The sequence below is a fragment of the Clavibacter michiganensis genome, from assembly GCF_016907085.1.
GTDB classification, from domain to species: domain Bacteria; phylum Actinomycetota; class Actinomycetes; order Actinomycetales; family Microbacteriaceae; genus Clavibacter; species Clavibacter michiganensis_O.
Map to the genome: position 1 here is coordinate 1,673,846 of NZ_JAFBBJ010000001.1, position 25,191 is coordinate 1,699,036.

Annotated in this window: 24 protein-coding genes and 1 tRNA gene; 13 read left to right on the plus strand and 12 right to left on the minus strand. The window is 72.6% G+C overall.

The features are described from left to right. Positions 1–141: 141 nt before the first annotated feature. Entirely contained in the window at positions 142–1,455 is a 1,314-nt protein-coding gene (locus JOE38_RS07660; protein WP_204575600.1) for a hypothetical protein, read from the plus strand. A 233-nt stretch (positions 1,456–1,688) separates the two neighbouring features. Beyond that, complete coding sequence (locus tag JOE38_RS07665; RefSeq protein WP_204575601.1) at positions 1,689–2,453, plus strand: AfsR/SARP family transcriptional regulator; 765 nt, start codon at positions 1,689–1,691, stop codon at positions 2,451–2,453. 36 nt (positions 2,454–2,489) lie between these two features. Here the strand turns inward: JOE38_RS07665 and JOE38_RS07670 are convergent, their stop codons facing one another. From JOE38_RS07670 to JOE38_RS07685, 4 genes are all read right to left on the minus strand, one after another. Then, on the minus strand, positions 2,490–4,562 hold the full coding sequence (locus JOE38_RS07670) for a prolyl oligopeptidase family serine peptidase (RefSeq protein WP_204575602.1): 2,073 nt from the start codon (positions 4,560–4,562) through the stop codon (positions 2,490–2,492). 33 nt (positions 4,563–4,595) lie between these two features. Continuing rightward, on the minus strand, positions 4,596–5,093 hold the full coding sequence (locus tag JOE38_RS07675; protein ID WP_053775155.1) for an HNH endonuclease: 498 nt from the start codon (positions 5,091–5,093) through the stop codon (positions 4,596–4,598). 359 nt (positions 5,094–5,452) lie between these two features. Beyond that, complete coding sequence (locus JOE38_RS15915; RefSeq protein WP_275577768.1) at positions 5,453–6,298, minus strand: C40 family peptidase; 846 nt, start codon at positions 6,296–6,298, stop codon at positions 5,453–5,455. 401 nt (positions 6,299–6,699) lie between these two features. Then, positions 6,700–7,398: a metal-dependent transcriptional regulator gene (locus tag JOE38_RS07685; RefSeq protein WP_204575604.1), complete on the minus strand. Its 699-nt coding sequence runs from the start codon at positions 7,396–7,398 to the stop codon at positions 6,700–6,702. Positions 7,399–7,508: 110 nt separating this feature from the next. On the opposite strand from JOE38_RS07685, the gene serC reads away from it, so the two are divergent. Next, positions 7,509–8,627 (plus strand): phosphoserine transaminase, encoded by a 1,119-nt coding sequence (serC, locus tag JOE38_RS07690; RefSeq protein WP_204575605.1) that lies wholly within the window; start codon positions 7,509–7,511, stop codon positions 8,625–8,627. Between the two features lie 69 nt (positions 8,628–8,696). On the opposite strand, the gene JOE38_RS07695 is transcribed toward serC, so the two are convergent. Next, positions 8,697–9,362 carry a DUF3027 domain-containing protein gene (locus JOE38_RS07695; protein WP_204575606.1) on the minus strand — a complete coding sequence of 222 codons (666 nt, stop codon included), beginning with the start codon at positions 9,360–9,362 and terminating at the stop codon, positions 8,697–8,699. After that, entirely contained in the window at positions 9,355–9,738 is a 384-nt protein-coding gene (locus JOE38_RS07700; RefSeq protein ID WP_194636117.1) for a cold-shock protein, read from the minus strand. Before JOE38_RS07700 ends, JOE38_RS07695 begins: the two co-directional genes overlap by 8 nt. 157 nt (positions 9,739–9,895) lie before the next feature. Between JOE38_RS07700 and JOE38_RS07705 the strand changes: the two genes are divergently transcribed. From JOE38_RS07705 to JOE38_RS07730, 6 genes are all read left to right on the plus strand, one after another. Then, on the plus strand, positions 9,896–10,165 hold the full coding sequence (locus JOE38_RS07705) for a hypothetical protein (RefSeq protein WP_063071391.1): 270 nt from the start codon (positions 9,896–9,898) through the stop codon (positions 10,163–10,165). Between the two features lie 10 nt (positions 10,166–10,175). Beyond that, on the plus strand, positions 10,176–12,062 hold the full coding sequence (locus tag JOE38_RS07710; RefSeq protein WP_204575607.1) for a helicase-associated domain-containing protein: 1,887 nt from the start codon (positions 10,176–10,178) through the stop codon (positions 12,060–12,062). Between the two features lie 20 nt (positions 12,063–12,082). After that, the gene (locus JOE38_RS07715; RefSeq protein WP_204575608.1) at positions 12,083–13,723 is read left to right on the plus strand and encodes a DNA repair helicase XPB; all 1,641 of its coding nucleotides are present in this window, start codon (positions 12,083–12,085) and stop codon (positions 13,721–13,723) included. Positions 13,724–13,800: 77 nt separating this feature from the next. Further along, positions 13,801–14,493 carry a response regulator transcription factor gene (locus JOE38_RS07720; RefSeq protein ID WP_012039163.1) on the plus strand — a complete coding sequence of 231 codons (693 nt, stop codon included), beginning with the start codon at positions 13,801–13,803 and terminating at the stop codon, positions 14,491–14,493. Positions 14,494–14,616: 123 nt separating this feature from the next. After that, on the plus strand, positions 14,617–16,377 hold the full coding sequence (locus tag JOE38_RS07725) for a sensor histidine kinase (protein WP_204575609.1): 1,761 nt from the start codon (positions 14,617–14,619) through the stop codon (positions 16,375–16,377). Positions 16,378–16,423: 46 nt separating this feature from the next. Then, positions 16,424–16,714 (plus strand): WXG100 family type VII secretion target, encoded by a 291-nt coding sequence (locus tag JOE38_RS07730; RefSeq protein WP_015491075.1) that lies wholly within the window; start codon positions 16,424–16,426, stop codon positions 16,712–16,714. Positions 16,715–16,847: 133 nt separating this feature from the next. On the opposite strand, the gene groL is transcribed toward JOE38_RS07730, so the two are convergent. From groL to JOE38_RS07750, 4 genes are all read right to left on the minus strand, one after another. Continuing rightward, entirely contained in the window at positions 16,848–18,467 is a 1,620-nt protein-coding gene (gene groL, locus JOE38_RS07735) for a chaperonin GroEL (RefSeq protein ID WP_204575610.1), read from the minus strand. Between the two features lie 191 nt (positions 18,468–18,658). Further along, entirely contained in the window at positions 18,659–18,877 is a 219-nt protein-coding gene (locus tag JOE38_RS07740) for a cold-shock protein (RefSeq protein ID WP_012039167.1), read from the minus strand. 221 nt (positions 18,878–19,098) lie between these two features. Then, positions 19,099–19,671: a LytR C-terminal domain-containing protein gene (locus tag JOE38_RS07745; RefSeq protein WP_204575611.1), complete on the minus strand. Its 573-nt coding sequence runs from the start codon at positions 19,669–19,671 to the stop codon at positions 19,099–19,101. A gap of 32 nt (positions 19,672–19,703) precedes the next feature. Beyond that, entirely contained in the window at positions 19,704–20,033 is a 330-nt protein-coding gene (locus JOE38_RS07750) for a DUF3263 domain-containing protein (RefSeq protein ID WP_204575612.1), read from the minus strand. A 236-nt stretch (positions 20,034–20,269) separates the two neighbouring features. Between JOE38_RS07750 and msrB the strand changes: the two genes are divergently transcribed. Further along, entirely contained in the window at positions 20,270–20,671 is a 402-nt protein-coding gene (msrB, locus tag JOE38_RS07755) for a peptide-methionine (R)-S-oxide reductase MsrB (RefSeq protein ID WP_012039170.1), read from the plus strand. 5 nt (positions 20,672–20,676) lie between these two features. Further along, entirely contained in the window at positions 20,677–21,279 is a 603-nt protein-coding gene (locus tag JOE38_RS07760; RefSeq protein WP_204577153.1) for a nitroreductase family protein, read from the plus strand. 15 nt (positions 21,280–21,294) lie between these two features. On the opposite strand, the gene JOE38_RS07765 is transcribed toward JOE38_RS07760, so the two are convergent. Then, a tRNA-Thr gene (locus JOE38_RS07765) sits at positions 21,295–21,367 on the minus strand. A gap of 41 nt (positions 21,368–21,408) precedes the next feature. Next, positions 21,409–22,326 carry a DsbA family protein gene (locus JOE38_RS07770; protein WP_204575613.1) on the minus strand — a complete coding sequence of 306 codons (918 nt, stop codon included), beginning with the start codon at positions 22,324–22,326 and terminating at the stop codon, positions 21,409–21,411. A 316-nt stretch (positions 22,327–22,642) separates the two neighbouring features. Here JOE38_RS07770 and JOE38_RS07775 point away from each other — a divergent pair, with 316 nt between their 5' ends. Both JOE38_RS07775 and JOE38_RS07780 read left to right on the plus strand, forming a co-directional pair. After that, positions 22,643–23,743: an ABC transporter ATP-binding protein gene (locus tag JOE38_RS07775; protein WP_012039173.1), complete on the plus strand. Its 1,101-nt coding sequence runs from the start codon at positions 22,643–22,645 to the stop codon at positions 23,741–23,743. 100 nt (positions 23,744–23,843) lie between these two features. After that, positions 23,844–25,148 (plus strand): DUF4032 domain-containing protein, encoded by a 1,305-nt coding sequence (locus JOE38_RS07780; protein ID WP_204575614.1) that lies wholly within the window; start codon positions 23,844–23,846, stop codon positions 25,146–25,148. Positions 25,149–25,191: the final 43 nt, after the last annotated feature.

Consider the following 25,191-nt stretch of genomic DNA (forward strand, 5'->3'; position numbering starts at 1 on the left):
GGGCGCGCCGTAATGAATTACGCGGCCCCCGGAATACCAGGGCCCGGCGTGCGCGCCGCGCCGGGTGTCACGCGCGCGTCACGCCCGCGTCGCGGATGCGTCGCGGGGGCGCGAGCACGCTGGCCGGGAAGAAGGAGCACCGTGCCGAAACACCTCGCATCACCCGGGACCGCAATTCCCGCTCGCCGCCCCCGTCGTCGCATCACCCAGCGCATCCTCGCCTCCGCGGGCGCCGCGCTCATCGCGCTCGTCGCCGTCGTCGGGTTGACCGGGCAGATGCAGTCCGCGTCGGCGGCCGTCTCCCCCACGACGACGTCCCAGTGCAACGACACCCCCAACGGCGGTGGCGACCAGGTCGAATGCGACGTGACGGTCGTCAACGAATTGAACGTCGCGACGCAGACCGGATCCTCGACGGTCACCACCCGCGTGTGCGCCGGCGCCGCAGGAGCGGCTCCCCTCTGCACCACGACGGTGTCGCAGCGCGACGGGATCATCATCACCGCGGTCGACCAGTGCAACGGCGTCGCCAACGGCGGCGGCAGCAATGTCATCTGCAACGTCGACATCACCAACAACATCGTCGGCGAGAGCACCACCACGCCCGCCACCGTGAACCAGTGCATCGGCTCCGCGACCGACGGCGCCGCCGGCGGCACCGCCTGCTCGCCCGTCTCCAACACGACGGGCGCCGACGTCACCCAGTGCAACGGCTCCGGCAACGGCGGCGGCGCCGCGGGTCGCGTCACCTGCACCGTCCCGACGTCCACCGAGACCTCCGCTCTCCTCGTCACGGTGAACCAGTGCAACGGGTCCGGCAACGGCGGCGGCGCGACCGTCACCTGCGCCACGAACATCAGCAACTTCGTCACCGCGGTCGTGACGCCGACGCCGACGGCCACGGCCACGCCCACCGCGACCCCCACGGTCGAGCCCACCACGCCCGCGCCGACGCCCACGGTGCCGACGCCCACCCCCACGGCGCCGACCCCCACCCCGACGGTCCCCACGCCGACGCCCACCGCGCCGACGCCGACGCCGACCGCCCCGACGCCCACGCCGACGGCGCCGACCCCGACCCCGACGGCTCCCACCCCGACGCCCACGGCGCCGACCCCCACGCCCACGGCTCCCACCCCGACCCCGACGGTCCCGACGCCGACGGCCACCGCGCCCACGCCGACGGCGACCGCCCCGACGCCCACCGCGACGGCCCCGACCCCCACCGCGACGGCCCCGACGCCGACTGCCGGCACGCCGACCCCGACCGCGGGCACGCCCACGCCGACGAGCACCACCGCCGCGCCGATCGTCCCCGGGGGCACCACTCCCGGCGGATCGCTCCCGGTGACGGGCTACGACCCCACGCCCACGATCGGCTGGGGCCTGGCCGCCCTCGTCCTGGGTGCGCTGGGACTGGGATGGAACGTCCGACGCCGGTCCGCCCAGCGGTAGCCGCCCCGCGGATCGCCTGACGGATCGCCCGACGACGCGTCGCCGGGCGATCCGTCGTGCATAGCCCCAAAAGCACGTCCATGGTGGGCTTTCGTCGTCGAACGGATACGGTGGCCGCGATGGAGGTGCCGGATGCATCAGCGAGTCGACGCGGGATCCCTCCGCTCGGCGCGCCGTGCGCCTGCCCCCGCTCGCCCCCTCGCCGGTCGCCCGACGCCCACCGAGACGCCATCATGATCCGCGTCGACGTGCTCGGCGGCTTCCGCATCGCGGGCCTCGGCGCCGATCCCGCATCGGCCTCGCCCGGGCAGGATCCCGGCGGGGCCGCCCTCTCCGACGGGACCAGGCGCCTGATCGCCGCCCTCGCGATCCGCGCCCGCCCCACCGACCGCGGCACCCTCGCCAGCCAGCTGTGGCCCGACGCGCTGGACGGCCGCGCCGCGTCGAGCCTCCGCTCCGCCATCGCCCGCCTGGGCGACGGGGGACGCGAGATCGTCGGCTCCGCACCCGGCGGCCTGATGCTGCACGACGCGGTCGCCGTCGACCTGCGGACGGCTCGCGCGACGGCCGCCCGCCTGCTCGAGCCGCGACAGGAGGAGCCGGACGACGCGGACATCTCGCCGGCCGCGGTGGCCCTCTTCAGCGCGGACCTCCTGCCCGACTGGTTCGACGCCTGGCTGGAGCCCGCGGCCGAGGAGTGGCGCCACCTGCGCGTCAACGCGCTCGAGGCCCAGTCCCAGGCGCTCCTCACCCGCTCGCGCCTGCACGAGGCGGCGTCGGCCGCCCGACGGGCCATCGACGTGGATCCGCTCCGCGAGACCGCGCAGCGCTGCCTGATATCCGTGCACGTGGCCGCCGGCAACCAGTCCGACGCCCTGCGCGCCTACGAGATCTACCGCACGCGCCTCGAGCGCGAGGTGGGCCTGGAGCCGACGGTGATGCTGACCGGCCTCGTGTCCGCCCTGCGTCCCCGCGTCACGGCGCGGCGCGCCGGCTGACGCCCCGGGCAGCTGCCCGTCACGTCGCCGGCCGGCTCAGACGCCCGCCCCCGCGCCCCCGAGCCGCTCCCAGAGGAACGCGTGGATGAGCGACTGCAGCCGCGCGGTCGCGGGGTTGTCCGCGGATCCGCCGTGGCCGCCCGCGGTGTTCTCGAAGTACCAGGCGTCCTCGACCCCGGTCTCGTGCAGCAGGGCGACCATCTTCCGGGCCTGCACCGGGCCGACCCGGTCGTCGCTCGTGGCCGCGTAGACGAGCGTCGGCGGGTACGCGACCCCGGGTCGGACGTTGTGGTACGGCGAGAAGGTCCGGATGAACTCCCAGTCGGACGGCACGTCCGGGTCCCCGTACTCGGCGATCCACGACGCCCCCGCCGAGAGCCTCGTGTACCGCCGCATGTCGAGCAGCGGCACCCCGCAGATCACGGCGCCGAACAGCTCCGGGTAGGTCGTGAGCATGTTGCCGACCAGCAGGCCGCCGTTGCTCCGGCCCTCGCAGCCGAGGCGGGCCGGCACGGTCACGCCGCGGGACACGAGGTCGCGCGCGACGGCGGCGAAGTCCTCGTACGCCCGGTGCCGGTCCTCCCGCAGCGCTGCCCGGTGCCAGGCCGGCCCGTACTCGCCGCCGCCGCGGATGTTGGCGAGCACGTAGACGCCGCCGCGCGCGAGCCAGCCGCGTCCCACCACGCCGCTGTACGACGGCAGGCGGCTGTTCTCGAAGCCGCCGTAGCCCGAGAGGAGCGTGGGCGCGGATCCGTCGAGCGGCAGGTCACGCGGTCCCACCTGGAAGTAGGGCACGCGCGTCCCGTCGTCCGACACGGCGAAGTGCTGCTGCACCTCGAGCCCGTCGGCGTCGAAGGACGCGGGCTGCTCCTTGACCGGTCGCGGCGCACCCTGGCCCACCGCCCCGTGCAGCAGCGTCGGCGGCGTGAGGAACCCGGTCACGGCGAGCCAGTACTCGTCGGTCTCGCGGTCGGTGGCGACGACGGAGACGGACGCGAGCGGCGTCCCCACGCGCACGTCCTCCTCGCGCCACCCGGCCGGCCCGTCGGCGGTCGGCGGCGTCAGGACGCGGATCCGGCTCGCCACGTCCTCCAGCAGCGTCACCACGAGATGCCCCGCGGTCCACGCCCAGTCCTCCAGGCTCCGCGACGAGGTCGGCGCGAACAGCACGACGAGCTCGCGGGATCCAGCGACGAAGTCGTCGAGGCGCGCCGCGAGCAGCGAGCCGGCCGCGTGCACGACGCCGCCCATCTCCATGTCGGTGCGCGGCCGCAGCACGAGCCACTCGCGGTGCAGGTCGACGTCCACGTCCTCGGGCACGTCGATCGGGACGGTCCCCTCGTCCGTCAGCAGGAGCGTCCGCGACGTGAAGAAGTCCGGCACCTCGCGCACCACGTCCCGCTCGAAGCCGGGCGTGGGGTCGTGCGTCACGTGCACGAGCATGTCGGTGGCGGCCACGGCGTGGACCTCCGGCGCGTCCGCCAGCGCCTGACCGCGGCTCCACCGCCGAGCGGTCCGGGCGTAGGAGCTCTCGGTCAGGCTGCCCGGCCCGAAGTCGGTGCCGACGAACACCGTGTCCCGGTCGATCCACGACACCATCGTCTTCGCGACCGGCACCGCGAAGCCGCCCTCGACGAAGGACCCGGTGGTGAGGTCGAGCTCCCGTACCGCCACCGCGTCCCCGCCGTCGGGCGAGAGCGACACGAGCGCCCGGTCGCGCGCGGGCGACAGCAGCTGCGCCCGTGAGAACTGCCACGGGATCCCCTCGGCCGCGCCCAGCGCGTCCAGGTCGAGCAGCACCTCCCACTCGGGCGCCGGCGCCTCGTACTCGTCGAGCGTCGTGCGCCGCCACAGCCCCTGCACGTGTTCGGCATCGCGCCAGAGGTTGTAGAGGTGCTCCCCGTGCCGCGTGACGTACGGGATCCGCTCGTCCGACTCCAGCACCTCGAGCAGCTCGCCCGTGAGCTCCGCGCGGGCCTCCTCCGGCGACCGGCCCAGCGTCCGTGCGTTCTCCGCGCGCACCCACGCGAGGGCGCGGTCGCCGTGGATCTCCTCCAGCCAGAGGAACGGATCGTCAGGAGCGGAGGAGTCGCGAGCGTCGGCGGTCATTTCCTCAGCCTACGGAGGCGAAGGGCGCCGCGATCAGGCCGCCGGCGCCAGGAACTCGTCCCAGCCGGGCGCGGGCCGCTCCATGCCGCTGACGACCCAGCCGCTCCCCTGCGGGGCCCGCGGCGACGTGCGCAGCGTCCAGCCCATCTCCTCGGGCGTGCGATCGCTCTTGCGGTTGTTGCACGACAGGCAGCAGGCCACGAGGTTCTCCCACGTGTCCTTCCCGCCGCGCGAGCGCGGGAGGACGTGGTCGATGGTGGTCGCGTTGCGGGCGCAGTAGGCGCACCGGCCCCCGTCGCGCCGCAGCACCCCGCGCCGCGAGACGGGCACGCGACGCGCGTGCGGGATCCGCACGTACCGCGTGAGCAGGATCACGGACGGGCGGCCCCACGCACCGCCGCTGCCGAGGATCGGGTGCTCCTCGTCCTGGGCGAGCATGGTGGCCTTGCCGCTCAGCACGAGCACCAGGGCCCGCTTGAACGACACGACGGCGAGCGGCTCGAAGCCCGCGTTGAGTACCAGTGTGCGCACGACATCCCTCTCAGACCGGCCTGGACGGCTTCCAGGAATCCGAATGAGGCGTCCCGCCCCCGCAGAACACGCGAAGGCACCGCCGAATGAACGACGATGCCTTCTAGGAGAGCGGGTGACCGCTCGGGTGGACCAGGTGGATGCCCATCCGGGGATGGTGCCGATGGCCGTGGCGCACGTGCGCATCCATGGTGCGGATGTCAGGTGCGGTGGTCATCGGGGCTCCCGGACGGGTCGAGGGACGTCTCACCGGACAGGGTAACCCAGCGCCCCTCGTTTGTCCCGGGGAACGCAGGAGGCCGGCGGCGCATCCCACAGGATGCATGCCGCCGGCCTCCCGGTCGATCTCGTGCCGGTCGTCAGCCCAGGAGGCGGACGTAGTGCACGTTGGAGCTCCAGACCGGGCGCTCCTTGACGTGGTCGCCGGGCTTCGGCGCGTCGATCATGATGCCGTTGCCGGTGTAGATGCCGTCGTGGCTGCCGTCGTTCCAGACCACGATGTCGCCGGCGCGCGCCTCGGAGGCGGGGACCGTGACGCCGGCCGCACCCTGTGCCCGCACCGAGTGCGGGAGGTTGAGGCCGAACTGGGCGAAGACGTACTGGACGAGGCCCGAGCAGTCGAAGCCCGCGGGGGTGTTGCCGCCGAAGACGTACGGCACGCCGAGGTACTGGCGGGCGACGGCGGCGACGCCGGTGGCCGAGGTGCCCGGGTAGATCGGGTTCTGGGCGAGCTGGGAGGCGGACGCGCCCGTGTAGCTCGTCGCCGAGGAGGCGAGCTGCGTGCGGCGCTGCTCGGCCAGGGCGGCGCGCGCGGCGGCCGCCTTCTGCGCGTTGAGGTCGGCGACGGAGGTGGCGGTGAAGCCCTCCTCCTGGACCGGCGCCGAGGACGCGTTGTCCGCGGTCACGACCTGCGCGTTGGCGGCCGTGTAGTCCTGCAGCGAGGCGCCCTCGGCGGACGAGGTGTGCTCGAGCGAGGATCCGGCGGCGTACGCCGGGATCGCCATGACGCCGACGAGGCCGGTGACGAAGGTCATCACGACGGCGTTGGCGGCCTTCGTGCGGCGCGACCGGCCGGCGGGTGCGGGGGCCGGGGTCACGCGGGGCGCGGGAGCCTGGAGAGTGCGGGTCGCGGAGTCGCGACGCGGGCGGACGACCTTGGCGCTCTCGGCGGCACGGAGCTCGCGGCGAGTGGGCAGACGATCCATCCCGGGTGCGGGCGGTCGAGTCGGGTCGGACGGGTTCCCGACGGAACCGCTGATGTCACCATGGGCCAAGTTGTCAACCTCCTGCGTCTCGACGCCGGACATGCTGGCGCCCCGTCCCTCCAAGGTCGTCGAGGGGTACTCATGCAGGGGACGGGTGTCGAGACGCCCTGCACCGGGCCCGGAACCTCTGTGGTGGTCGGTCGGGCCTGTTCGAGAGTAAGGGACGCGCACCCGTTTGTCATCCTGAGGGACCATATTTCTAACGAATCCATAACGGCAGACGTCATCCTCGCGACGGATGCGGGACAGAACCCCCGGTGACAGCGGCGTGCCCTCGTCGGGCACCCCGTTCGGGGGTGGTCCTGGGGATCCGCCTGACGCGGACGCCGGACCGCGTCCGGTCAGCGCTCGATGAAGATGTGCCCCGCGACCTCGAGCGGCAGCTCGAGCCCCGGGCCCGCGCCGTCCGCCCGGACGAGCACGTAGGCGCCCTCGCGGGAGAAGGATCCGGTCGCGCCCGGCAGCACGCCGGCCTGCTTGAGCTGCGAGAGGAGCTCGGGGTCGAACTGCACGGGCTCGCCCAGCCGGCGGATCACGCCGCGCGCGGGCGCGTCCTCCGTGGTGCCGAGCGAGGCCTCGACGATGCTCACGACGCCGGCCATGAACGCCACGGCGGGCGAGTCGCCCAGCTCGTCGAGCCCGGGGATGGGGTTGCCGTACGGCGACTCCGTGGGGTGCCCGAGGAGGTCGAGGATCTTGCGCTCCACCTGCTCGCTCATCACGTGCTCCCACCGGCAGGCCTCGTCGTGGACGAACTCCCACTCGAGGCCGATCACGTCGCTGAGGAGCCGCTCGGCGAGGCGGTGCTTGCGCATCACGTGGACGGCCTTGCTGCGGCCCTCGGGGGTGAGCTCGAGGTGCCGGTCGCCGCTGACGATGACGAGGCCGTCGCGCTCCATGCGGGCGACGGTCTGCGAGACGGTGGGACCCGAGTGACCGAGGCGCTCGGAGATCCGCGCCCGCAGGGGGACGATGGCCTCCTCCTCGAGGTCGAGGATGGTGCGGAGGTACATCTCCGTCGTGTCCACGAGATCAGTCATCGGGCCTCCCTTGCGCCAGGGACCAGCCTACTTCCCCGGGTGCCGGATGACCGGCGCGGGAGCGTGGGAGGGGCCAGGGCCGGTCGCGGACGGTCCCCTAGCATTGCCGCATGCCGACGACGAAGATCCCCACCGAACTGCTGCCCCTCGACGGACGATTCGGCTGCGGGCCGTCCAAGGTCCGGCAGGCGCAGCTCGACCACCTCGCGCTCGCGGGCGCGCAGATCCTCGGCACCTCCCACCGCCAGGCGCCCGTGAAGGACATGGTCGGCCGTGTCCGCGACGGTCTCTCCCGGCTCTTCCGCCTGCCCGACGGCTACGAGGTCGTGCTCGGCAACGGCGGCTCGACCGCGTTCTGGGACGCGGCGGCCTTCTCCCTCATCGAGCGCCGCAGCCAGAACCTCGTGTTCGGCGAGTTCGGCGGCAAGTTCGCGACCGCGGCGGGCGCGCCGTTCCTCGAGGCGCCCGACGTGATCCGCGCCGAGCCCGGCAGCCGCGCCTCCGCGAACCCGGTCGAGGGCGTCGACGTCTACGCGTGGCCGCACAACGAGACCTCCACCGGCGTCATGGCGCCCGTCACGCGCGTCCACGGCGACCAGGGCGCGCTCACGGTCGTGGACGCGACGAGCGCGGCGGGCGGGATCGACTTCGACGCGGCACAGGCCGACGTCTACTACTTCGCCCCGCAGAAGAACCTGGCGAGCGACGGCGGCGTCTGGCTCGCGCTGTTCTCCCCCGCCGCGCTCGAGCGCGTGGAGCGCATCGCGGCGTCCGGCCGGTGGATCCCCGAGTTCCTCAGCCTCAAGAACGCCGTCGACAACTCCCGCCTGAACCAGACGCTGAACACCCCGGCTCTCGCCACGCTGCTGATGCTCGAGGACCAGCTGGACTGGATCGAGCGCGCCGGCGGCCTGGCGTGGGCGGACGCCCGCACGCGCGAGTCGTCGTCCGTCCTCTACGAGTGGGCGGAGCGCGTGGAGTACGCGCGGCCGTTCGTGACGGATCCCGCGCACCGCTCGCAGGTGGTGGTGACGATGGACTTCGACGATTCGATCGACGCCGCCGCCATCGCGAAGACGCTCCGCGCGAACGGCGTCGTCGACACCGAGCCGTACCGGAAGCTCGGGCGCAACCAACTGCGGGTCGCGACGTTCACGGCCATCGAGCCGGACGACGTGCGCGCCCTGGTGCGCTGCATCGAGTTCGTGGTGGAGCAGGGCGCGGGCTGACCTTCCTCTGCACATGATGACGGCGGCGGTCCCCTCGGGGGCCGCCGCCGTCGTCATGCGCGACGCGGATCAGCGATCGGCGCCGTCGAACCCCGTGTCGTCGTCGTCGTCATCGTCGTCATCGTCGTCGTCGTCGTCGTCGTCGTCATCGTCGTCGTCGTCGTCATCGTCGTCGTCGTCGTCCGATGCGGGCGCCTCGAAGTCGACGCCGTCGAGGACGTCGTCCGTGTCCTCGGCGTCCTCCGTGGAATCGTCGTCCTCGTCATCGTCGTCGTCGTCGGACTCTGCCGCGATGCGCTCGGCCTCCTGGTCGGCCTCGATTCCGGCGAGCCGGTCGGACCACGGCAGCCACTCGGGCGAGAGCAGGGCGCCCTCGCCGGGCATCAGCTCGGCCTCGAGCACCGTCGGGGCGGAGTCGTCGACGCGGGCGAGCGTGACGGTCCAGAACCAGCCGGGGTACCCGGGCATCGTGTTCGCGAAGAGGAGCGACAGCACGCGGTCGCCCTCGACGATCGAACCGGCAGGCGGCCCGACGGTCTCGGCCGGCGTGATCTCCAGCAGGGCGGCACGCGCGAGGTCCACGGCCGCGAGCAGCTCGGCGTCGGGGACGGCCGGCTCCCGGGGCGCCTCGGCCTCCGTCGCCGTGTCGTCGGTCGTCACGTCGCCGGCCAGCGCATCAGTCGCGGCCACGGTCGTCTCGTCCACGTCCGTCATCTCGTCCCGCGGCTCAGGCATCGAGCTCCTCCGCGACCCGGCGCAGCAGCGCCGCGATCTTCCGGCCGTGCGCGTCGTCGGGGTAGCGGCCGCGCTTGAGACCGGTGCCGATCCCGTCGAGCACCTTCACGAGGTCCTCGACGATGACGGCCATGTCGTCGGCGGGCTTGCGGGACATGCGAGCGAGCGAGGGCGGGGCGTCGAGGATGCGCGCGGAGAGGGCCTGCGCGCCGCGCTTGCCGTCCGCGATGCCGAACTCGAGCCGGGTGCCGGCCTTCACGCCGGCGACGCCCGAGGGCAGGGCCGACGCGTGCAGGAAGACCTCCTGGCCGTCGTCCGAGCTGATGAACCCGAACCCCTTGTCCTCGTCGTAGAACTTCACCTTGCCGGTGGGCATGCGATCCTCTTCCCTCGCCCCGGAGGGGCTCGATGTGCTGGTGGGCGGTCCAGTCTATTCGCCGGGACCCCGCCGGACCCGGTGACGGCGGCGCACGACCGGCCACCCGCCGCCCGTGCGACGCGCCCGGGCGCGCGCCACGGCGTAGTCTGAGCGGATGGCATCCGAGACCGCACCGAGCGAGGGCCGGGCCGAGCGCATCCTCGCGTACATGCTCGCCGGGATCCTGCTGGTCGCCGTGCTGAGCATCCTCGCGATCCTGCTGGCGCCGCTCATCGCCGTCGACGCGTCCCAGTACAGCACCCCCCTGTGGCAGGTCATCCTGCTGCTCCCGGCCGTGGGCATCCCCATCGCCGCGCTCCTCTTCATCGCGATCCTGATCATCAGCGTCCGGCGCCGACGTCGCATGGACGGCACGTCCCGCTAGCGGGACGACCATGACCGACTCCCTCGTGCTCGCGGCCCGCCTCCGCGCGCTCGACGACACGGTGCTCGCCGCCCTGGTCCGCGACCGCGGGATCGACGCCGCGCGCATCGCCGACCTCTTCGACCTCGCGGACGCGCTGCTCGTCCCGGACGCCGTCGCGCGCGCGCTGGAGCAGCTCGACCGCACGGCGTTGGCCGTCCTCGCGGTCGCCGCCGAGGAGGGGGCGACCGCGGGCCCTGTCGCCCTGGGCGCGCTCCGTGACGCGCTCTCCCGCCGCTCGGGCGAGGATCCGCTGGATCCGTCAACCGTGGCGGACGCCGCGCACCGCGCCGCCGGCACCCTCCTGGCCGCCGTCGCCGACGCCGGCATCACGACGCATCCCGAGGTCGCGGCCGCCCTCGCCGCCTGGCCCGCCGCCGGCCTTCCCGGGACGGACGAGCTCGCCCGCCTCGCTCCGCCCGCCTCGCTCGCCGCCGTCCCCCGCGTCGACGCCGACGAGGTCGACCGGAGGGCGGGCGAGAGCGCCTTCCGCTCCGTGGTCGCCGTCGCCGCGCTCGTCGACGAGCTGGTGCGGGAGCCCGCGCGCGAGCTGAGCCGAGGCGGCATGTCCCTGCCCGACGCGCGTCGGCTGGCCGCCGCGCTCGGCTCCGACCTCGACGACGTCCCCGTCTACCTGTCCCTCGCCGAGCGCGCGGCGCTCGTGGCCCTATCCGGCCGCACGTGGTCCACGGCCGTGGCGGCGTCCGCGTGGTCCGCGCGACCGACCGCCGGGCGATGGGAGGCCCTCGCGGCCGCGTGGCTCGACGCATTGGCGCCCGCGACCCGCGGCATCCTCGCCGAGCGCGCCGACGCGTCATGGGGAGCGGGGCTCGTCGACAGCGTCCTCTGGCGCTTCCCCGGGGGATCCGCCTGGATCGGCGAGCGCATCACGGCCTTCACCCGCGACGCCGGCCTCCTCGGCATCACGACGGGCGGCGTCCCGAGCTCGGCGGGCCGCGCCCTCCTCACGACGGGATCCGGTGCCGCGGCCGCCGCGCTCGCCCCGCATCTGCCCGCCGAGGTCGACCGGGTCTACCTGCAGCACGACCTCACCGTCGTGTCGCCCGGGCCGCTCGATCCGGCCATCGAGTCGCGCCTGCTCGAGGTCGCCGACGCCGAGGGTCGGGGACTGGCCGCGACCTATCGGATCTCCGCCGCGTCCGTGACGCGCGCCCTCGCGTCGGGCGGGACGGTCGACGCCATCCGCTCCTTCCTCGCAGACGTCTCCCTGACCGGCATCCCCCAGCCCCTCGACTACCTCATCGACGAGGCCGCCAGCCGCTTCGGCCGCATCCTCGTCCGGCCGGCGTCGCCCTCCGACGGGGTCCCGGACGCCCGGACAGCGGTCCTCTCCGATGACGGGCCGCTGCTCGCCACCCTCCTCGTCGACCGCGACCTCGCGCCGCTGCGGCTCGTGCGCGCGGGCGCCACGCTGCTCACCTCCGCCGCATCGCCCGACGCCGTCGAGCGCGCGTTGGCGGCCGCCCGGCTCGCTCCCGTCCGCGAGGACGCCGAGGGACGCCGCATCGCACCGGCCCGGGCGACCGCTCCGACGCCGCACACCACCGCGGATCCCGATCCCGACGGGGCGGACACCCTGGTCGCCCGCGTCCGGGCGGCCGACGGCCCCGACGACGGAGCGGCGTGGACGACGCGCCAGCTCGAGGTGGCGATCCGCGCCAAGGCCGCCCTCCGCGTCCGCGTCCGCATGCCGGACGGCCGCGAGGTGGACCACCTGCTCGAGCCCTCCAGCGTCGCCGGCGGACGGCTGCGCGCCCGCGACCGCGTCGCCGACGTGGAGCGGACCCTGCCCCTGTCGAGCGTCGTCGCGATCTCCCCCGCGCCGGCGACCGCGTGAGCGCGCCTAGGCTGGCGGGCATGCCCGACGGCCCCCTCATCGTCCAGAGCGACCGCACCGTCCTCCTCGAGGTGGCTCACGCGGATGCGGAGGACGCGCGCCACGACCTCGCCGTCTTCGCCGAGCTGGAGCGCGCACCCGAGCACATCCACACGTACCGGATCACCCGCCTCGGCCTCTGGAACGCGCGCGCCGCCGGCCACACCGCCGAGGACATGCTCGCCACCCTCGAGCGCTACTCCCGGTTCCCCGTCCCGCAGTCGGTGACGGTGGACGTGGCCGACACCGTGGGCCGCTACGGCCGCCTCGTCATCGGGCGCGACGCCGACGGCGGGCTGCAGATCTCGAGCACCGAGTCCGCGGTCCTCTCGGAGGTCGCGAGCTCCCGCCGCATCGCACCGCTGCTCACCGAGCGCGTCGACGCGACGACCTACCGCGTGCAGGCCTGGGCGCGCGGCCAGCTCAAGCAGGAGCTCGTGAAGATCGGCTGGCCCGCCGAGGACCTGGCCGGATACACGCCCGGCACGCCCCACGACATGGCCCTCGTGGAGGACGGCTGGGCGCTGCGCGGCTACCAGAACGACGCGGTCGACCACTTCCTCGACGGCGGATCCGGCGTGGTCGTCCTCCCCTGCGGCGCCGGCAAGACGCTCGTGGGAGCAGCCGCCATGGCCCGCGCCAAGACGACCACGCTGATCCTCGTCACGAACACCGTCTCGGCCCGCCAGTGGCGCTCGGAGCTCCTCAAGCGCACGACGCTCACCGAGGACGAGATCGGCGAGTACTCGGGCCAGTCCCGCGAGGTCAAGCCCGTGACCATCGCGACCTACCAGATCCTCACCGCCAAGAGGAAGGGCGAGTACGCCCACCTGGCGCTCCTCGACGCGCTCGACTGGGGCCTCGTCGTCTACGACGAGGTGCACCTCCTACCCGCGCCCGTCTTCAAGCTGACCGCGGACCTCCAGGCCCGCCGTCGCCTCGGCCTCACGGCCACGCTCGTGCGGGAGGACGGCCGCGAGGGCGACGTCTTCAGCCTCATCGGCCCGAAGCGGTTCGACGCGCCGTGGAAGGAGATCGAGGCCCAGGGCTTCATCTCCCCCGCCGAGTGCTTCGAGGTGCGCATCGACCTCCCCGACGACGACCGCCTCGTCTACGCCGCCGCCGCGGACGACGAGCGCTACCGCCTCGCCGCCACGGCGCCCGCCAAGCTCGCCGTGACGCGCGCGCTGGTCGAGCGGCACCGCGGCGAGAGCATCCTCGTCATCGGGCAGTACCTGGAGCAGATCGACGAACTCGCGGAGGCGCTCGGCGCCCCCAAGCTCACGGGGGCGACGCCCGTCGCCGAGCGCGAGCGGCTCTACCAGGCGTTCCGCGACGGCACGGAGCGGGTGCTCGTCGTCAGCAAGGTCGCCAACTTCTCGGTGGACCTGCCCGACGCCACCGTCGCGATCCAGGTGTCCGGCTCGTTCGGATCCCGCCAGGAGGAGGCCCAGCGCCTCGGCCGCCTGCTCCGACCCGAGGCGTCGGGCCTGTCGGCCAGCTTCTACACGCTCGTCTCCCGCGACACCGTCGACCAGGACTTCGCGCAGAACCGCCAGCGCTTCCTCGCCGAGCAGGGCTACAGCTACACGATCCTCGATGCGGCGGGCATCGCTGCCTGACCGCCCGGGCTGCCCATGTCCACAGCCTGTCGCGCGCGTCCAGGCTGCTCCCAGCGAGCGCGCAGATACTTCATCCCATGAGCGATGGCCCGAAGATCCTTATCGTCGATGACGAGCCCAACATCCGCGACCTGCTGACCACGAGCCTCCGGTTCGCCGGGTTCGCGGTCCGCGCCGTCGGCAACGGCGCCCAGGCCATCTCGGCCGTCCTGGAGGAGGAGCCCGACCTCATCATCCTCGACGTGATGCTGCCGGACATGAACGGCTTCGGCGTCACCAAGCGCCTGCGTGCCGCCGGCTACACGGCGCCCATCCTCTTCCTCACGGCGAAGGACGACACCGAGGACAAGATCACGGGCCTCACGGTCGGTGGCGACGACTACGTCACCAAGCCGTTCAGCCTCGACGAGATCGTGGCGCGCATCAAGGCGATCCTCCGCCGCACGATGCACGCGGACGAGGACGCGATCATCCGCGCCGGCGAGCTCACCATGGACCAGGACACGCACGAGGTCCTCGTCGGCGAGGAGCCCATCGAGCTCAGCCCCACCGAGTTCAAGCTCCTGCGCTACCTGATGCTCAACCCGAATCGCGTCCTGTCGAAGGCGCAGATCCTCGACCACGTGTGGGAGTACGACTTCAACGGCGACGCCGGCATCGTCGAGTCGTACATCTCCTACCTGCGGCGCAAGCTCGACCAGCACTCCTCGGAGCCGGTCATCCAGACCAAGCGCGGCTTCGGCTACATGCTCAAGGCCGCCAAGTCCTGACCCTGCCGGGCCCCTGAGGGCTCCGCACCACCCGAACGGCCGGACGCTCCCCGAGCGCCCGGCCGTTCGCACATGCTGGGTCGCCTATCCTCGTGACTCAGGTCAGCGAGACGGGAACACGAGGTGCGGCCAGTGCACGACTACGTGTCGGAGAAGTGGAACAACGTCTCCCTGCGCACCAAGATCACGAGCGTCACGGTGCTCCTGCTCCTGCTCGGCCTCCTCGTCTCCGGCGCCGGCACCATGTACCTTCTGCGCCAGCAGATGGTGAGCCAGCTCGACGCGCAGCTCCGCGTCACGATCACGCAGCTCCCGAAGGTCCTCAACACGGACGCGTCGATGCCGGACACGTTCACGCAGGACGACGTGGCCACCGCGGATCCCGCCTGGTTCGTCGTGCTCCTCGACGCCCAGGGAGACGTCCTCGCCGACAACTGGACGGGCGACTCCGCCGAGCACCCCCGCGTCTTCGGCCTCGACCTGGCGCGCGCCTCGCAGATCAACAACGAGATCGTCGTCTTCTCCGACAACTCCGGCAAGAAGGCCTGGCACGGCATCGTCCGGGTCTCGCAGAACGCCTCGCCGGATGCCATGGAGTACTCGACCCTCGTCGTCGCCCGGCCGCTCGAGCAGGTGGACGACCTCGTCGCCACGTACATCGTGATCTTCGCGAGCTTCGGCCTCGCCGTCGTCGTGCTCGGCGCCGCGGTCACCCGCATGCTGGTCACCAGCACCTTCGGCCCCCTCCGCGAGGTCGAGCGCACCGCGGCCGCCATCGCGGGCGGCGACTTCAGCCAGCGCCTCGGAGGCGCGACCCCGAACACCGAGGTGGGGCGCCTCAACCGCTCCCTCAACATGATGCTCAGCCGGATCGACCGCGCCTTCGCCGACCGCGCCAAGACCATCGACCAGATGCGCCGCTTCGTCGGCGACGCCAGCCACGAGCTCCGCACTCCGCTGGTCTCGGTGCGCGGCTACGCCGAGCTGTACCGCATGGGGGCGCTGCAGACGCCCGAGGACGTGTCGCAGGCCATGGAGCGCATCGAGAAGGAGGCCATCCGCATGGGCGGGCTGGTGGAGGACCTCTTGGAGCTCGCGCGGCTGGACGAGACGAAGCCGCTGCAGCTGGCGCCCGTGGACCTCTACCCCATCGCCCGCGACGCCGCCCTCGACGCGATGGCGTCCTCGCAGACCCGCACCGTCACCGCGCTCCCGCCGGTGCTCGTCAACCCCGTCGGCCCCGTTCTCGACGCCGACGGCCTCGAACCCACCCAGGAGCTCTCGCCGGACGCGTCGCGCGGCGCCGGGGCGCCGTCCGGCACCGACGCGACCGGGCCCATCGCCTTCGCCGGCGCCACCCTGTCCCGGTTCCGCGCCCGCCGCTCGCGCCGCCCCGGCGAGACGGCGACGGACGCCCTCGCCCCGGCCCGCCCCGGCGAGGACGACGCGCGCGTCCCCGCCGAGGGGTTCGCCATGGTCCAGGCGGAGGAGAACAAGATCCGGCAGGTGGTGACCAACCTCATCGGCAACGCCGTGCGCTTCACGCCCGCGGGCAGCCCGATCGAGCTCGCCACCGTCGTCGACGAGGCCGCACGGGAGGCGCGCATCGAGGTCCGCGACCACGGGGACGGCGTGCCCCCGCAGATCCGGGAGAAGATCTTCCAGCGCTTCTGGCGCGCCGACACGTCGCGCACCCGGGAGACGGGCGGCAGCGGGCTCGGGCTCGCCATCGTGTCCGCCATCGTCGCCGCGCACCGCGGCAGGGTCGACGTCGTGGAGACCGAGGGCGGCGGCGCCACCTTCCGCGTGATCCTGCCCCTCCTCCCCAGCTCCGAGAATCCCGCGACGCCCACCGCCAGCGCTCCGGCGACCCCCGCCTCCTGACCACCACGTAGCCTCCGCCCGTCCGACGACGAGAAGGAGGAGACGCATGACGAGGTACCAGGTGGACAGCGAGGCCGTCCTGTCGGCGACCGCGGCCGTCCAGGGGAGCATCGGCCGCATCCAGGCCGAGGTGGCGGGCTTGCATGGCCAGCTCGCCGATCTGCAGGGGTCGTGGTCCGGGAGCGCGGCCACGGCGTTCCAGGGCGTGGTCGCGGAGTGGAAGGGCACGCAGCAGCGCGTCGAGGAGGCGCTGGCGAGCATCAACCAGGCGCTGAGCTCCGCCGCACGCCAGTACGCGGAGGTGGAGGAGGGCAACGCCCGAATGTTCGCGCACTAGCGCGATACGGCGGCGGTCATCCGCTGCCGGAGCGTCCGCGCACGACGAAGCGGGCGGCCCCGTGAGGGACCGCCCGCTTCGTCGTGCTGATCGTGCTGGTGGGCCGGAGCGCTGACGCTCCGGCCCGGTCGGACTAGAAGTCCATGCCACCCGTGGGGTCGCCGGCCGGGGCCGGGTTCTTCTCGGGCTTGTCGGCGACGACGGCCTCGGTCGTGAGGAACAGACCGGCGATGGACGCGGCGTTCAGCAGAGCCGAGCGCGTGACCTTCACCGGGTCGTTGATCCCCGCGGCGAGCATGTCGACGTACTCGCCCGTGGCGGCGTTGAGGCCGTGACCCGAGGGGAGGTTGCGGACGCGCTCGGCCACGACGCCGGGCTCGAGGCCCGCGTTGAGGGCGATCTGCTTGAGCGGAGCGTCGACCGCGACGCGGACGATGTTCGCGCCCGTCGCCTCGTCGCCCTCGAGCTGGAGCTTCTCGAAGGCGAGCTTGCCGGCCTGGATGAGCGCGACGCCACCACCGGCGACGATGCCCTCCTCGACGGCGGCCTTCGCGTTGCGGACGGCGTCCTCGATGCGGTGCTTGCGCTCCTTGAGCTCCACCTCGGTCGCGGCACCGGCCTTGATGACGGCCACGCCGCCGGCCAGCTTCGCGAGGCGCTCCTGGAGCTTCTCGCGGTCGTAGTCGCTGTCCGTGTTGCCGATCTCGTTGCGGATCTGCTGCACGCGGGCCGCGATCTCGGTGGCGTCGCCGCCGCCCTCCACGATCGTGGTCTCGTCCTTGGTGATGACGACCTTGCGGGCCGTGCCGAGCAGGTCGAGGGTGACGTTCTCGAGCTTGAGGCCGACCTCCTCGGCGATGACCTGGCCACCGGTGAGGATGGCGATGTCCTGCAGCTGCGCCTTGCGGCGGTCGCCGAAGCCGGGGGCCTTGACGGCGACCGACTTGAAGATGCCGCGGATCTTGTTCACGACGAGCGTGGCCAGGGCCTCGCCGTCGACGTCCTCCGCGATGATGAGGAGCTGCTTGCCCGACTGGATGACCTTGTCGACGATCGGCAGCAGGTCCTTGATGTTCGAGATCTTCGAGTTGACGATCAGGATGTACGCGTCCTCGAACACGGCCTCCTGGCGCTCGGGGTCGGTGACGAAGTACTGCGACAGGTAGCCCTTGTCGAAGCGCATGCCCTCGGTGAGCTCGAGCTCGGTGCCGAAGGTGTTGGACTCCTCGACGGTGACGACGCCCTCCTTGCCGACCTTGTCGATCGCCTCGGCGATGATGGCGCCGATGGTGGAGTCGCCGGCGGAGATGGACGCGGTGGCGGCGATCTCCTCCTTGGTCTCGATCTCCTTCGCGGCGGACTTGAGCTCCTCCGTGACGGCGGCGACGGCCTTCTCGATGCCGCGCTTGAGGCTGATGGGGTCGGCGCCCGCGGCGACGTTGCGGAGGCCCTCGCGGACCAGGGCCTGCGCGAGGACGGTCGCGGTGGTCGTGCCGTCACCGGCGACGTCGTCGGTCTTCTTGGCGACCTCCTTGACGAGCTCCGCGCCGATCTTCTCGAACGGGTCGTCGAGCTCGATCTCCTTGGCGATGGAGACGCCGTCGTTCGTGATGGTGGGGGCGCCCCACTTCTTCTCGAGGACGACGTTGCGGCCACGCGGGCCGAGGGTCACGCGGACCGCGTCGGCCAGGATGTTCAGGCCGCGCTCGAGGCCGCGGCGGGCTTCTTCGTCAAAAGCGATGATCTTAGCCATGTGTATCTCTCGTCCCTCCCGGACGTCAGGAAAAAGGCAGTCGTCTAGCACTCCCCGTGAGGGAGTGCCAGGGACGATTCTGGCACTCGCCCTACGCGAGTGCAAGCGAGCCGCTCACAGGCGGGGACCGGCCGCGACATGACGACGCCGCCGCCCGGACGGGCGACGGCGTCGTCGTGGTGGCATGCGCCCTAGGCCAGCGTGACGTTCTCCGCCTGCAGGCCCTTGGAGCCCTGGCCGATCTCGAAGGCGACGCGCTGCCCCTCCTCCAGGACCTTGTAGCCGGACATCTCGATCGCCGAGTAGTGGACGAAGACGTCCTGCTGGGCAGGACCGCCCTCGACGGCGTCCACGGTGATGAACCCGAACCCCTTCTCCCCGTTGAACCACTTCACGGTGCCGTTGGCCATGTGCTTCTCCATGTGCGAATGCGCGGTGTCGGGAGCGCGGTGCCGCCACCCCCGGGTCGGCCGCGGAGCCCTGCATCGACCCCGCGCCACGCCCTCGGGACGTACGGCGCGCAGCACCTGGTACGCGGTGGGCGTGCGACCAGGCAGCACGATAGACAGGGCAGGCGGTGCCCCGTCGCGTTACTCCACGGACACGGCTCCGCACACCGCGTCGAGGCGGATCAGCGCTTGGCGGCGTAGTCGGCGCCGAGGACGGCCGTGAGCTTCGACGCCTGGGTGCCCGATGCGCCCGCCGCCGGGCGGAACTGCTCGGACTGCGCCACGTCCCCCACGCCCAGCTCCGCGACGAGGCCCCGGGCAGCGCCCTCGTCCGCCGCGTCGTAGTAGTAGACGGTGGTGGTGGCGATGTCGGTCGAGCTCGCGTTCAGACGCGATCCGATCGCCCAGCCCTTCGTCTGCAGCGCGGTCGCGGCTCGGGCGGAGAGACCCGATGTCCTCGTGCCGTTGAGGACCGTCACGACCATGCCGGGCACGGTGGTGGGAGCGACGGTCGGCTCCTCCGTGGGCGCCGCCTCCTCCGAGGCGCCGCCGCTCGGGATGATGTCGGTGAACGAGACGCGATCGTCGATGACGAAGAGCCCCACGACGCCGAGGCCCACGAGCAGGCCGGTCGCGAGCGCCGCCCAGGCGAAGGCGCGGAAGCGGTGGTGGCGCGGACGGGGCGCGCGGTGCGCGCCCACTCGGCTCAGGTCGCCGGGGACCTCGTCGAAGCGGTCGGGAGCGTGGGAGGGCATGCGGGTCTCGTGTCTCCTCGGTGGGGCGCGGGTCAGCGCGCGGTCGGTCGGTGCGGGAGACCGGTGGGCAGGGCGCGGGCGGCTCGAGCGGCGGCGCGCGTCTCGCGGAGGCGCAGGAGGCGTCCGACGAGCAGGGGGTCGTAGGCGAGGGCCTGACGCGTCTCGAGGAGGGACCCGAGCAGCTGGTAGTAGCGCGTGGCGGAGAGGCCGAAGGTCTGGCGGATGGCCTCCTCCTTCGCCCCGGCGTGGCGCGTCCAATCCCGCTCGAAGTCGAGGACCGCGCGGCCGCGCGCGTCGAGCTCGACGACGGGGTGCGTCCCGGCCGCCGGAGCGGTCGCGGGACGGGTCTCGCGCTGGTCCACGGCATGCTCCTTCCCCGACATCCCCCACATACTAGGTGCGGCTCGCTGAGCGCCCCGCGCAGGTCCCCGGGGTGTCCGCGCGACGCGACCGGCAGCGCGACCCGGGCCCGCATCCGCTCGCGTCCCGGGCCGGATCGTCCCCCGCATGCAGGAATCGACGGGGCCCGCCAGCGGTTGACCATGGAGGCGCGCTGGGACGCCGCCCCTAGGATCGACCAGCGAGAAAGGACCCGCACATGGCCTACGAGATCGAGAAGACCGACGACGAGTGGCGCCAGGAGCTCTCCCCGGAGGAGTACGCGGTGCTGCGCCAGCAGGCCACCGAGCGCCCCTGGACCGGCGAGCTGCTGGACGAGGAGCGCACCGGCGTCTACGGCTGCAAGGCCTGCGGTGCCGAGCTCTTCACGAGCGACACCAAGTTCGACTCCCACTGCGGGTGGCCGAGCTTCTACGCGCCCAAGGAGAGCGACGCCGTCAAGCTGTACACCGACACGAGCCTCGGCATGAAGCGCGTCGAGGTCGTCTGCGCCCGCTGCGGTTCGCACCTCGGGCACGTGTTCGACGACGCGCCGCAGACCCCCACCGGCGACCGGTTCTGCATGAACTCGGTCTCCATGTCGTTCCGCACCGCGGAGTGACCGGCGTGCCGCGGCATCGGGCGGGCGGCACCGCCGACCCGTCCGGGCCCGGCATCCCCGCGCACTCCGGACCCGTGCTGGAGGCGCTCCGCGATCGGCGGTCTCGCTCGTCCGTGGGCGACGCGGCTCCGACGCACGAGGACCTCGTGCCGCTCGTCGAGGCGGCCTCCCGGCTCGCGGACCACGGCGCGCTCCGCCCGTGGCGGGTCATCGAGATCCGCGGCGGCGCGCGCGACCGCCTCGGCGCGGCCATGGACGAGGCCGCGGGCGATCCCGGGTCCGGCAAGCACCGCAAGAAGACCCACCGCGCGAGCCTGCTCGTCGCGGTCGTCGTCTGCCGCACCCCGAGCCGCAAGGTGCCGGACTGGGAGCAGGAGGCGGTCGCCGCCGGCGTCGCGCATGCGGTCACCCTGCTGCTCGAGGAGCGGGGATGGGGCGTCTTCTGGCGCACGGGCGGCCTGACGCGCAGCGAACCCGTACGGCGCATGCACGGTCTGCGCGAAGGCGAGGACCTGCTCGGCTGGCTCTACGTCGGCGACGTCGCGGCCGACGACAAGGGCCCCCGGTCGACCGTCGACGGCGAGCGGATGATCACCGTCCTGGACTGAGCGACCGGCATCGAGAGCCGGCCACGGGACTCGAACCCGTAACCGCCGCATTACAAGTGCGGTGCGCTACCAATTGCGCCAGGCCGGCCGACGGACCTCGCGGACCGTCGCTCCATCATACGAGCAGCGCTACGGCGCGCTCGTCGGCGTCTCGGACGGCGCGGGCGTCGGGGTGGGCGTGGTCGTCGCGTCCTGGCCCGCGGCCTGGAGCACGAACGCGGCGAACGCCTTCGCGTCGTCGGGCTGGCCGGTGTACTGGCGGTCGCCCACCACGATGATGGGCGCGCCCACGACCTTGTCGACGTTCGAGTCCGGGATCTCGCCGTCGAGGACGCGATCGGTGGCGGCGTTGACCCACGACTGGAACCGCTGGTCCGAGACGCACTTCGCGACGTCGGCCGATCCCGCCCCCGCCTGCCCGGCGAGCTCGACGATGCGATCGTCGCTGAGGCCCGTGCTCTGCTCGGCGGGCTGCTCCGCGAACAGGGCGGAGTTGAAGGCCCAGAAGTCGTCGGGCGCGGAGTCGGCGACGCACGCGGCGGCGTTCGCCGCACGCAGCGAGTAGGCCTGCGACTTGCTGGTGAGGATGGCGACGGGGTGGATCTCGACGGTGGCGGCGCCCGACTGGAGCCAGCCCTCCATCTGCGCGCCGTTGGTGTCCTGGAACTCCTTGCACGCGGTGCAGAGGTAGTCGACGTAGACGCGGATGCGGGCGACGCCGGCCGCATCCGACTCCGTGGGAACCGGATCCTGTTCAGGGTCGAGCGCCTGCGTGGGGACCGCGGCGAGGTCCTTGCCGATGAGGATCCCGTCGCTCGCCATGTTCTGGGGGCCGGGTCCCGCGGGTCGGGCGCCCTGGACGACGACGAGCCCCACCACCACGACCACCGCGATCAGAGCCGCGGCGATGCCGCCGCGGATGGCGTAGCGGCCGAACACGTCCCGCCGCCGCTGCTTCATCCGGTTGAGCCGCGCCTTCTCGCGCGCGGCCTCGCGGCGTCGTCGGTGACCGCCGTGCGGTTCGTGCGCGGGCGGCGTGCTGCTCATGGGTCCTCGCTCAGGGGGATGGGAGTCGGGTGCGGGCGGGCTCCCGGACGACCTCAGGACTCTAGGCGGCCAGTCTGGGAAAGCGGTGACGCGTCGGGCGCGGGTGCATCGCCGCAGGAGACGATACAGGGCCGCCGCACCCTGTCCCCGGGTGAGGGAATAGCCGCCGATCGGCATCGTGCCGGGCTTCCCGCCCACAGACCCGCGTGCAATACTCATCGGGTGGTCGTCGTCGCCCACAGCGATGAGCCATGAGCATCACATCCATCACCACGGATCGTCGGGCACGTACCTGCCCGTGAAGGAGAACACCGAAATGGCATCTGTAACTTTCGACAAGGCCACGCGCCTGTACCCGGGCTCGACGCGCCCCGCGGTCGACCAGATCGACCTGGAGGTCGCCGACGGCGAGTTCCTCGTCCTCGTCGGCCCGTCCGGCTGCGGCAAGTCGACCACCCTCCGCATGCTCGCGGGCCTCGAGGAGGTCAACGACGGCAACATCTTCATCGGCGACCGCAACGTCACGGACGTCCCGCCGAAGGACCGCGACATCGCGATGGTCTTCCAGAACTACGCGCTGTACCCGCACATGACGGTCGCCGAGAACATGGGCTTCGCGCTCAAGATCGCCGGCGTCGGCAAAGACGAGCGCGCCACCCGCGTCCTCGAGGCCGCGAAGCTCCTCGACCTCGAGCCCTACCTCAGCCGCAAGCCCAAGGCCCTCTCCGGCGGCCAGCGCCAGCGCGTCGCCATGGGCCGCGCCATCGTGCGCCAGCCGCAGGTGTTCCTCATGGACGAGCCGCTGTCGAACCTCGACGCCAAGCTCCGAGTGCAGACCCGCACCCAGATCGCCTCGCTCCAGCGCCGCCTCGGCGTCACCACGGTCTACGTCACGCACGACCAGACCGAGGCCCTCACCATGGGCGACCGCATCGCGGTCCTCAAGGACGGCGTCCTCCAGCAGGTCGGCACCCCGCGCGACCTGTACGAGAAGCCGCAGAACGTGTTCGTGGCCGGCTTCATCGGCTCGCCCGCGATGAACCTCTTCACCGCGAACGTGGTCGACGGCGGCGTGCAGTTCGGCACGGCCGTCGTCCCGGTCGAGCGCGACGTGCTCACCAACGCGACCGGCGGATCCGTCACCATCGGCGTCCGCCCCGAGGACGTCGTCGTCAGCACCTCGCAGGGCCAGGGCCTCTCGGTCACGGTCGACCTCGTCGAGGAGCTCGGCGCGGACGGCTACCTCTACGGCCACACCGACATCGAGGGCAAGCGCACCGACCTCGTCGCGCGCGTGGACGGCCGCCTGCACCCGAACGCCGGCGACACCGTCTTCATCACGCCGCAGCCCGGTCACCTGCACGCCTTCGACGCCGAGAGCGGCCTCCGCCTCAACGCGCCGGTCGCCGCGAGCTGATCGACCTCCCGCACGACCGCTGCCGCGGTCCCCACGCTCCCTCGACGGGAGCACCGGGGGCCGCGGCAGCCGCGTTTCCGGGGTCGGGTAGGGTCGCAGCATGGCCGGATCCCTGAACATCACCTCGGCGACGGTCGATCCCGCGCTCCTCGACCTGCCGTGGCAGCTGCCGCTCGACGAGTGGCCCTCCTCGGCCATCGCGACCCTCCCGAAGGGCATCTCGCGGCACCTCGTGCGCTTCGCGAACCTGTCCGGCTACGTCATCGCCATCAAGGAGACGACCGACGAGATGGCCCGCGGGGAGTACGACATGCTGCGCACGCTGCAGCGGCTCGAGATCCCGTGCGTGGAGCCCGTCGCGGTGATCACGAACCGCACCGACGAGGACGGCGACCCGCTCAAGTCGGTGCTCGTCACCCGGCACCTCAAGTTCTCGCTCCCCTACCGGGCGCTCTTCTCGCAGCAGCTGCGACCGGACACGGCGACGCGCCTCGTGGACGCCCTGGCCGTGCTGCTCGTGCGGCTGCACATGATCGGCTTCTTCTGGGGCGACGTCTCGCTCTCCAACACTCTCTTCCGCCGCGACGCGGGCGCGTTCGCCGCCTACCTGGTGGACGCGGAGACCGGCAAGCTGTTCAACGGCGGCCTCTCCAACGGCCAGCGCGAGAACGACCTCGAGATCGCCCGGGTCAACATCGCGGGCGAGCTCATGGACCTCGAGGCCGGGGGCCGGATCGAGGAGGGCCTCGATCCGCTCGAGACCAGCACGCGCATCGTGGCCCAGTACCGCACGCTCTGGAAGGAGCTCACCGGCCGCGAGGAGTTCCCGACCTCGGAGCGCTGGCGGATCAACGAGCGCGTCGACCGCCTCAACGACCTCGGCTTCGACATCGAGGAGCTCGCGATCCGCACGACCGCGGAGGGCTCGCAGGTGCGGATCCAGCCCAAGGTCGTCGACGCCGGGCACCACCAGCGCCGGCTGCTGCGCCTCACGGGCGTCGACGCGCAGGAGAACCAGGCGCGTCGCCTGCTCAACGACCTCGACTCGTACACGGCGACGTTCGACAAGCAGGACCTCGACGAGGAGATGGTGGCTCACGAGTGGGTCGCGCGCGTCTTCGAGCCCGTCGTGCGGGCGATCCCCCGCGACCTCCGCGGCAAGCTCGAGCCCGCCGAGATCTTCCACCAGCTGCTCGAGCACCGCTGGTACATGTCGCAGAAGCTGAGCCGCGACATCCCGCTCGCCGAGGCCGTCACCGCGTACGTGCAGGACATCCTCCGGCACCGGCGCGACGAGGCGACGGTCATCGACCCGCCGACCGAGTCGATCGGCGTCATCGAGGACGAGTCGGACGTGCCGATCACCGAGGCCGAGGCCGCGGAGGACTGGCGCACGAAGGTCTGACCCGCCGTGGCGCGGGCCACGACGACGAGGAGCCGGGACCCTG

Excerpts from the sequence above, each read along its gene's own strand:
- JOE38_RS07670 (WP_204575602.1), bottom strand. The coding sequence starts at position 4,562 with ATGACCGCCGACGCTCGCGACTCCTCCGCTCCTGACGATCCGTTCCTC.
- JOE38_RS07705 (WP_063071391.1), top strand. The coding sequence starts at position 9,896 with ATGGCATCCGAGACCGCACCGAGCGAGGGCCGGGCCGAGCGCATCCTC.
- serC (WP_204575605.1), top strand. The coding sequence starts at position 7,509 with ATGCCGACGACGAAGATCCCCACCGAACTGCTGCCCCTCGACGGACGA.
- JOE38_RS07665 (WP_204575601.1), top strand. The coding sequence starts at position 1,689 with ATGATCCGCGTCGACGTGCTCGGCGGCTTCCGCATCGCGGGCCTCGGC.
- JOE38_RS07685 (WP_204575604.1), bottom strand. The coding sequence starts at position 7,398 with ATGACTGATCTCGTGGACACGACGGAGATGTACCTCCGCACCATCCTC.
- JOE38_RS07715 (WP_204575608.1), top strand. The coding sequence starts at position 12,083 with ATGCCCGACGGCCCCCTCATCGTCCAGAGCGACCGCACCGTCCTCCTC.
- JOE38_RS07770 (WP_204575613.1), bottom strand. The coding sequence starts at position 22,326 with ATGAGCAGCACGCCGCCCGCGCACGAACCGCACGGCGGTCACCGACGA.
- JOE38_RS07700 (WP_194636117.1), bottom strand. The coding sequence starts at position 9,738 with ATGCCCACCGGCAAGGTGAAGTTCTACGACGAGGACAAGGGGTTCGGG.
- JOE38_RS07710 (WP_204575607.1), top strand. The coding sequence starts at position 10,176 with ATGACCGACTCCCTCGTGCTCGCGGCCCGCCTCCGCGCGCTCGACGAC.
- groL (WP_204575610.1), bottom strand. The coding sequence starts at position 18,467 with ATGGCTAAGATCATCGCTTTTGACGAAGAAGCCCGCCGCGGCCTCGAG.
- JOE38_RS07745 (WP_204575611.1), bottom strand. The coding sequence starts at position 19,671 with ATGCCCTCCCACGCTCCCGACCGCTTCGACGAGGTCCCCGGCGACCTG.
- JOE38_RS07695 (WP_204575606.1), bottom strand. The coding sequence starts at position 9,362 with ATGCCTGAGCCGCGGGACGAGATGACGGACGTGGACGAGACGACCGTG.
- JOE38_RS07740 (WP_012039167.1), bottom strand. The coding sequence starts at position 18,877 with ATGGCCAACGGCACCGTGAAGTGGTTCAACGGGGAGAAGGGGTTCGGG.
- JOE38_RS07775 (WP_012039173.1), top strand. The coding sequence starts at position 22,643 with ATGGCATCTGTAACTTTCGACAAGGCCACGCGCCTGTACCCGGGCTCG.
- JOE38_RS07730 (WP_015491075.1), top strand. The coding sequence starts at position 16,424 with ATGACGAGGTACCAGGTGGACAGCGAGGCCGTCCTGTCGGCGACCGCG.
- msrB (WP_012039170.1), top strand. The coding sequence starts at position 20,270 with ATGGCCTACGAGATCGAGAAGACCGACGACGAGTGGCGCCAGGAGCTC.
- JOE38_RS07780 (WP_204575614.1), top strand. The coding sequence starts at position 23,844 with ATGGCCGGATCCCTGAACATCACCTCGGCGACGGTCGATCCCGCGCTC.
- JOE38_RS15915 (WP_275577768.1), bottom strand. The coding sequence starts at position 6,298 with ATGGATCGTCTGCCCACTCGCCGCGAGCTCCGTGCCGCCGAGAGCGCC.
- JOE38_RS07720 (WP_012039163.1), top strand. The coding sequence starts at position 13,801 with ATGAGCGATGGCCCGAAGATCCTTATCGTCGATGACGAGCCCAACATC.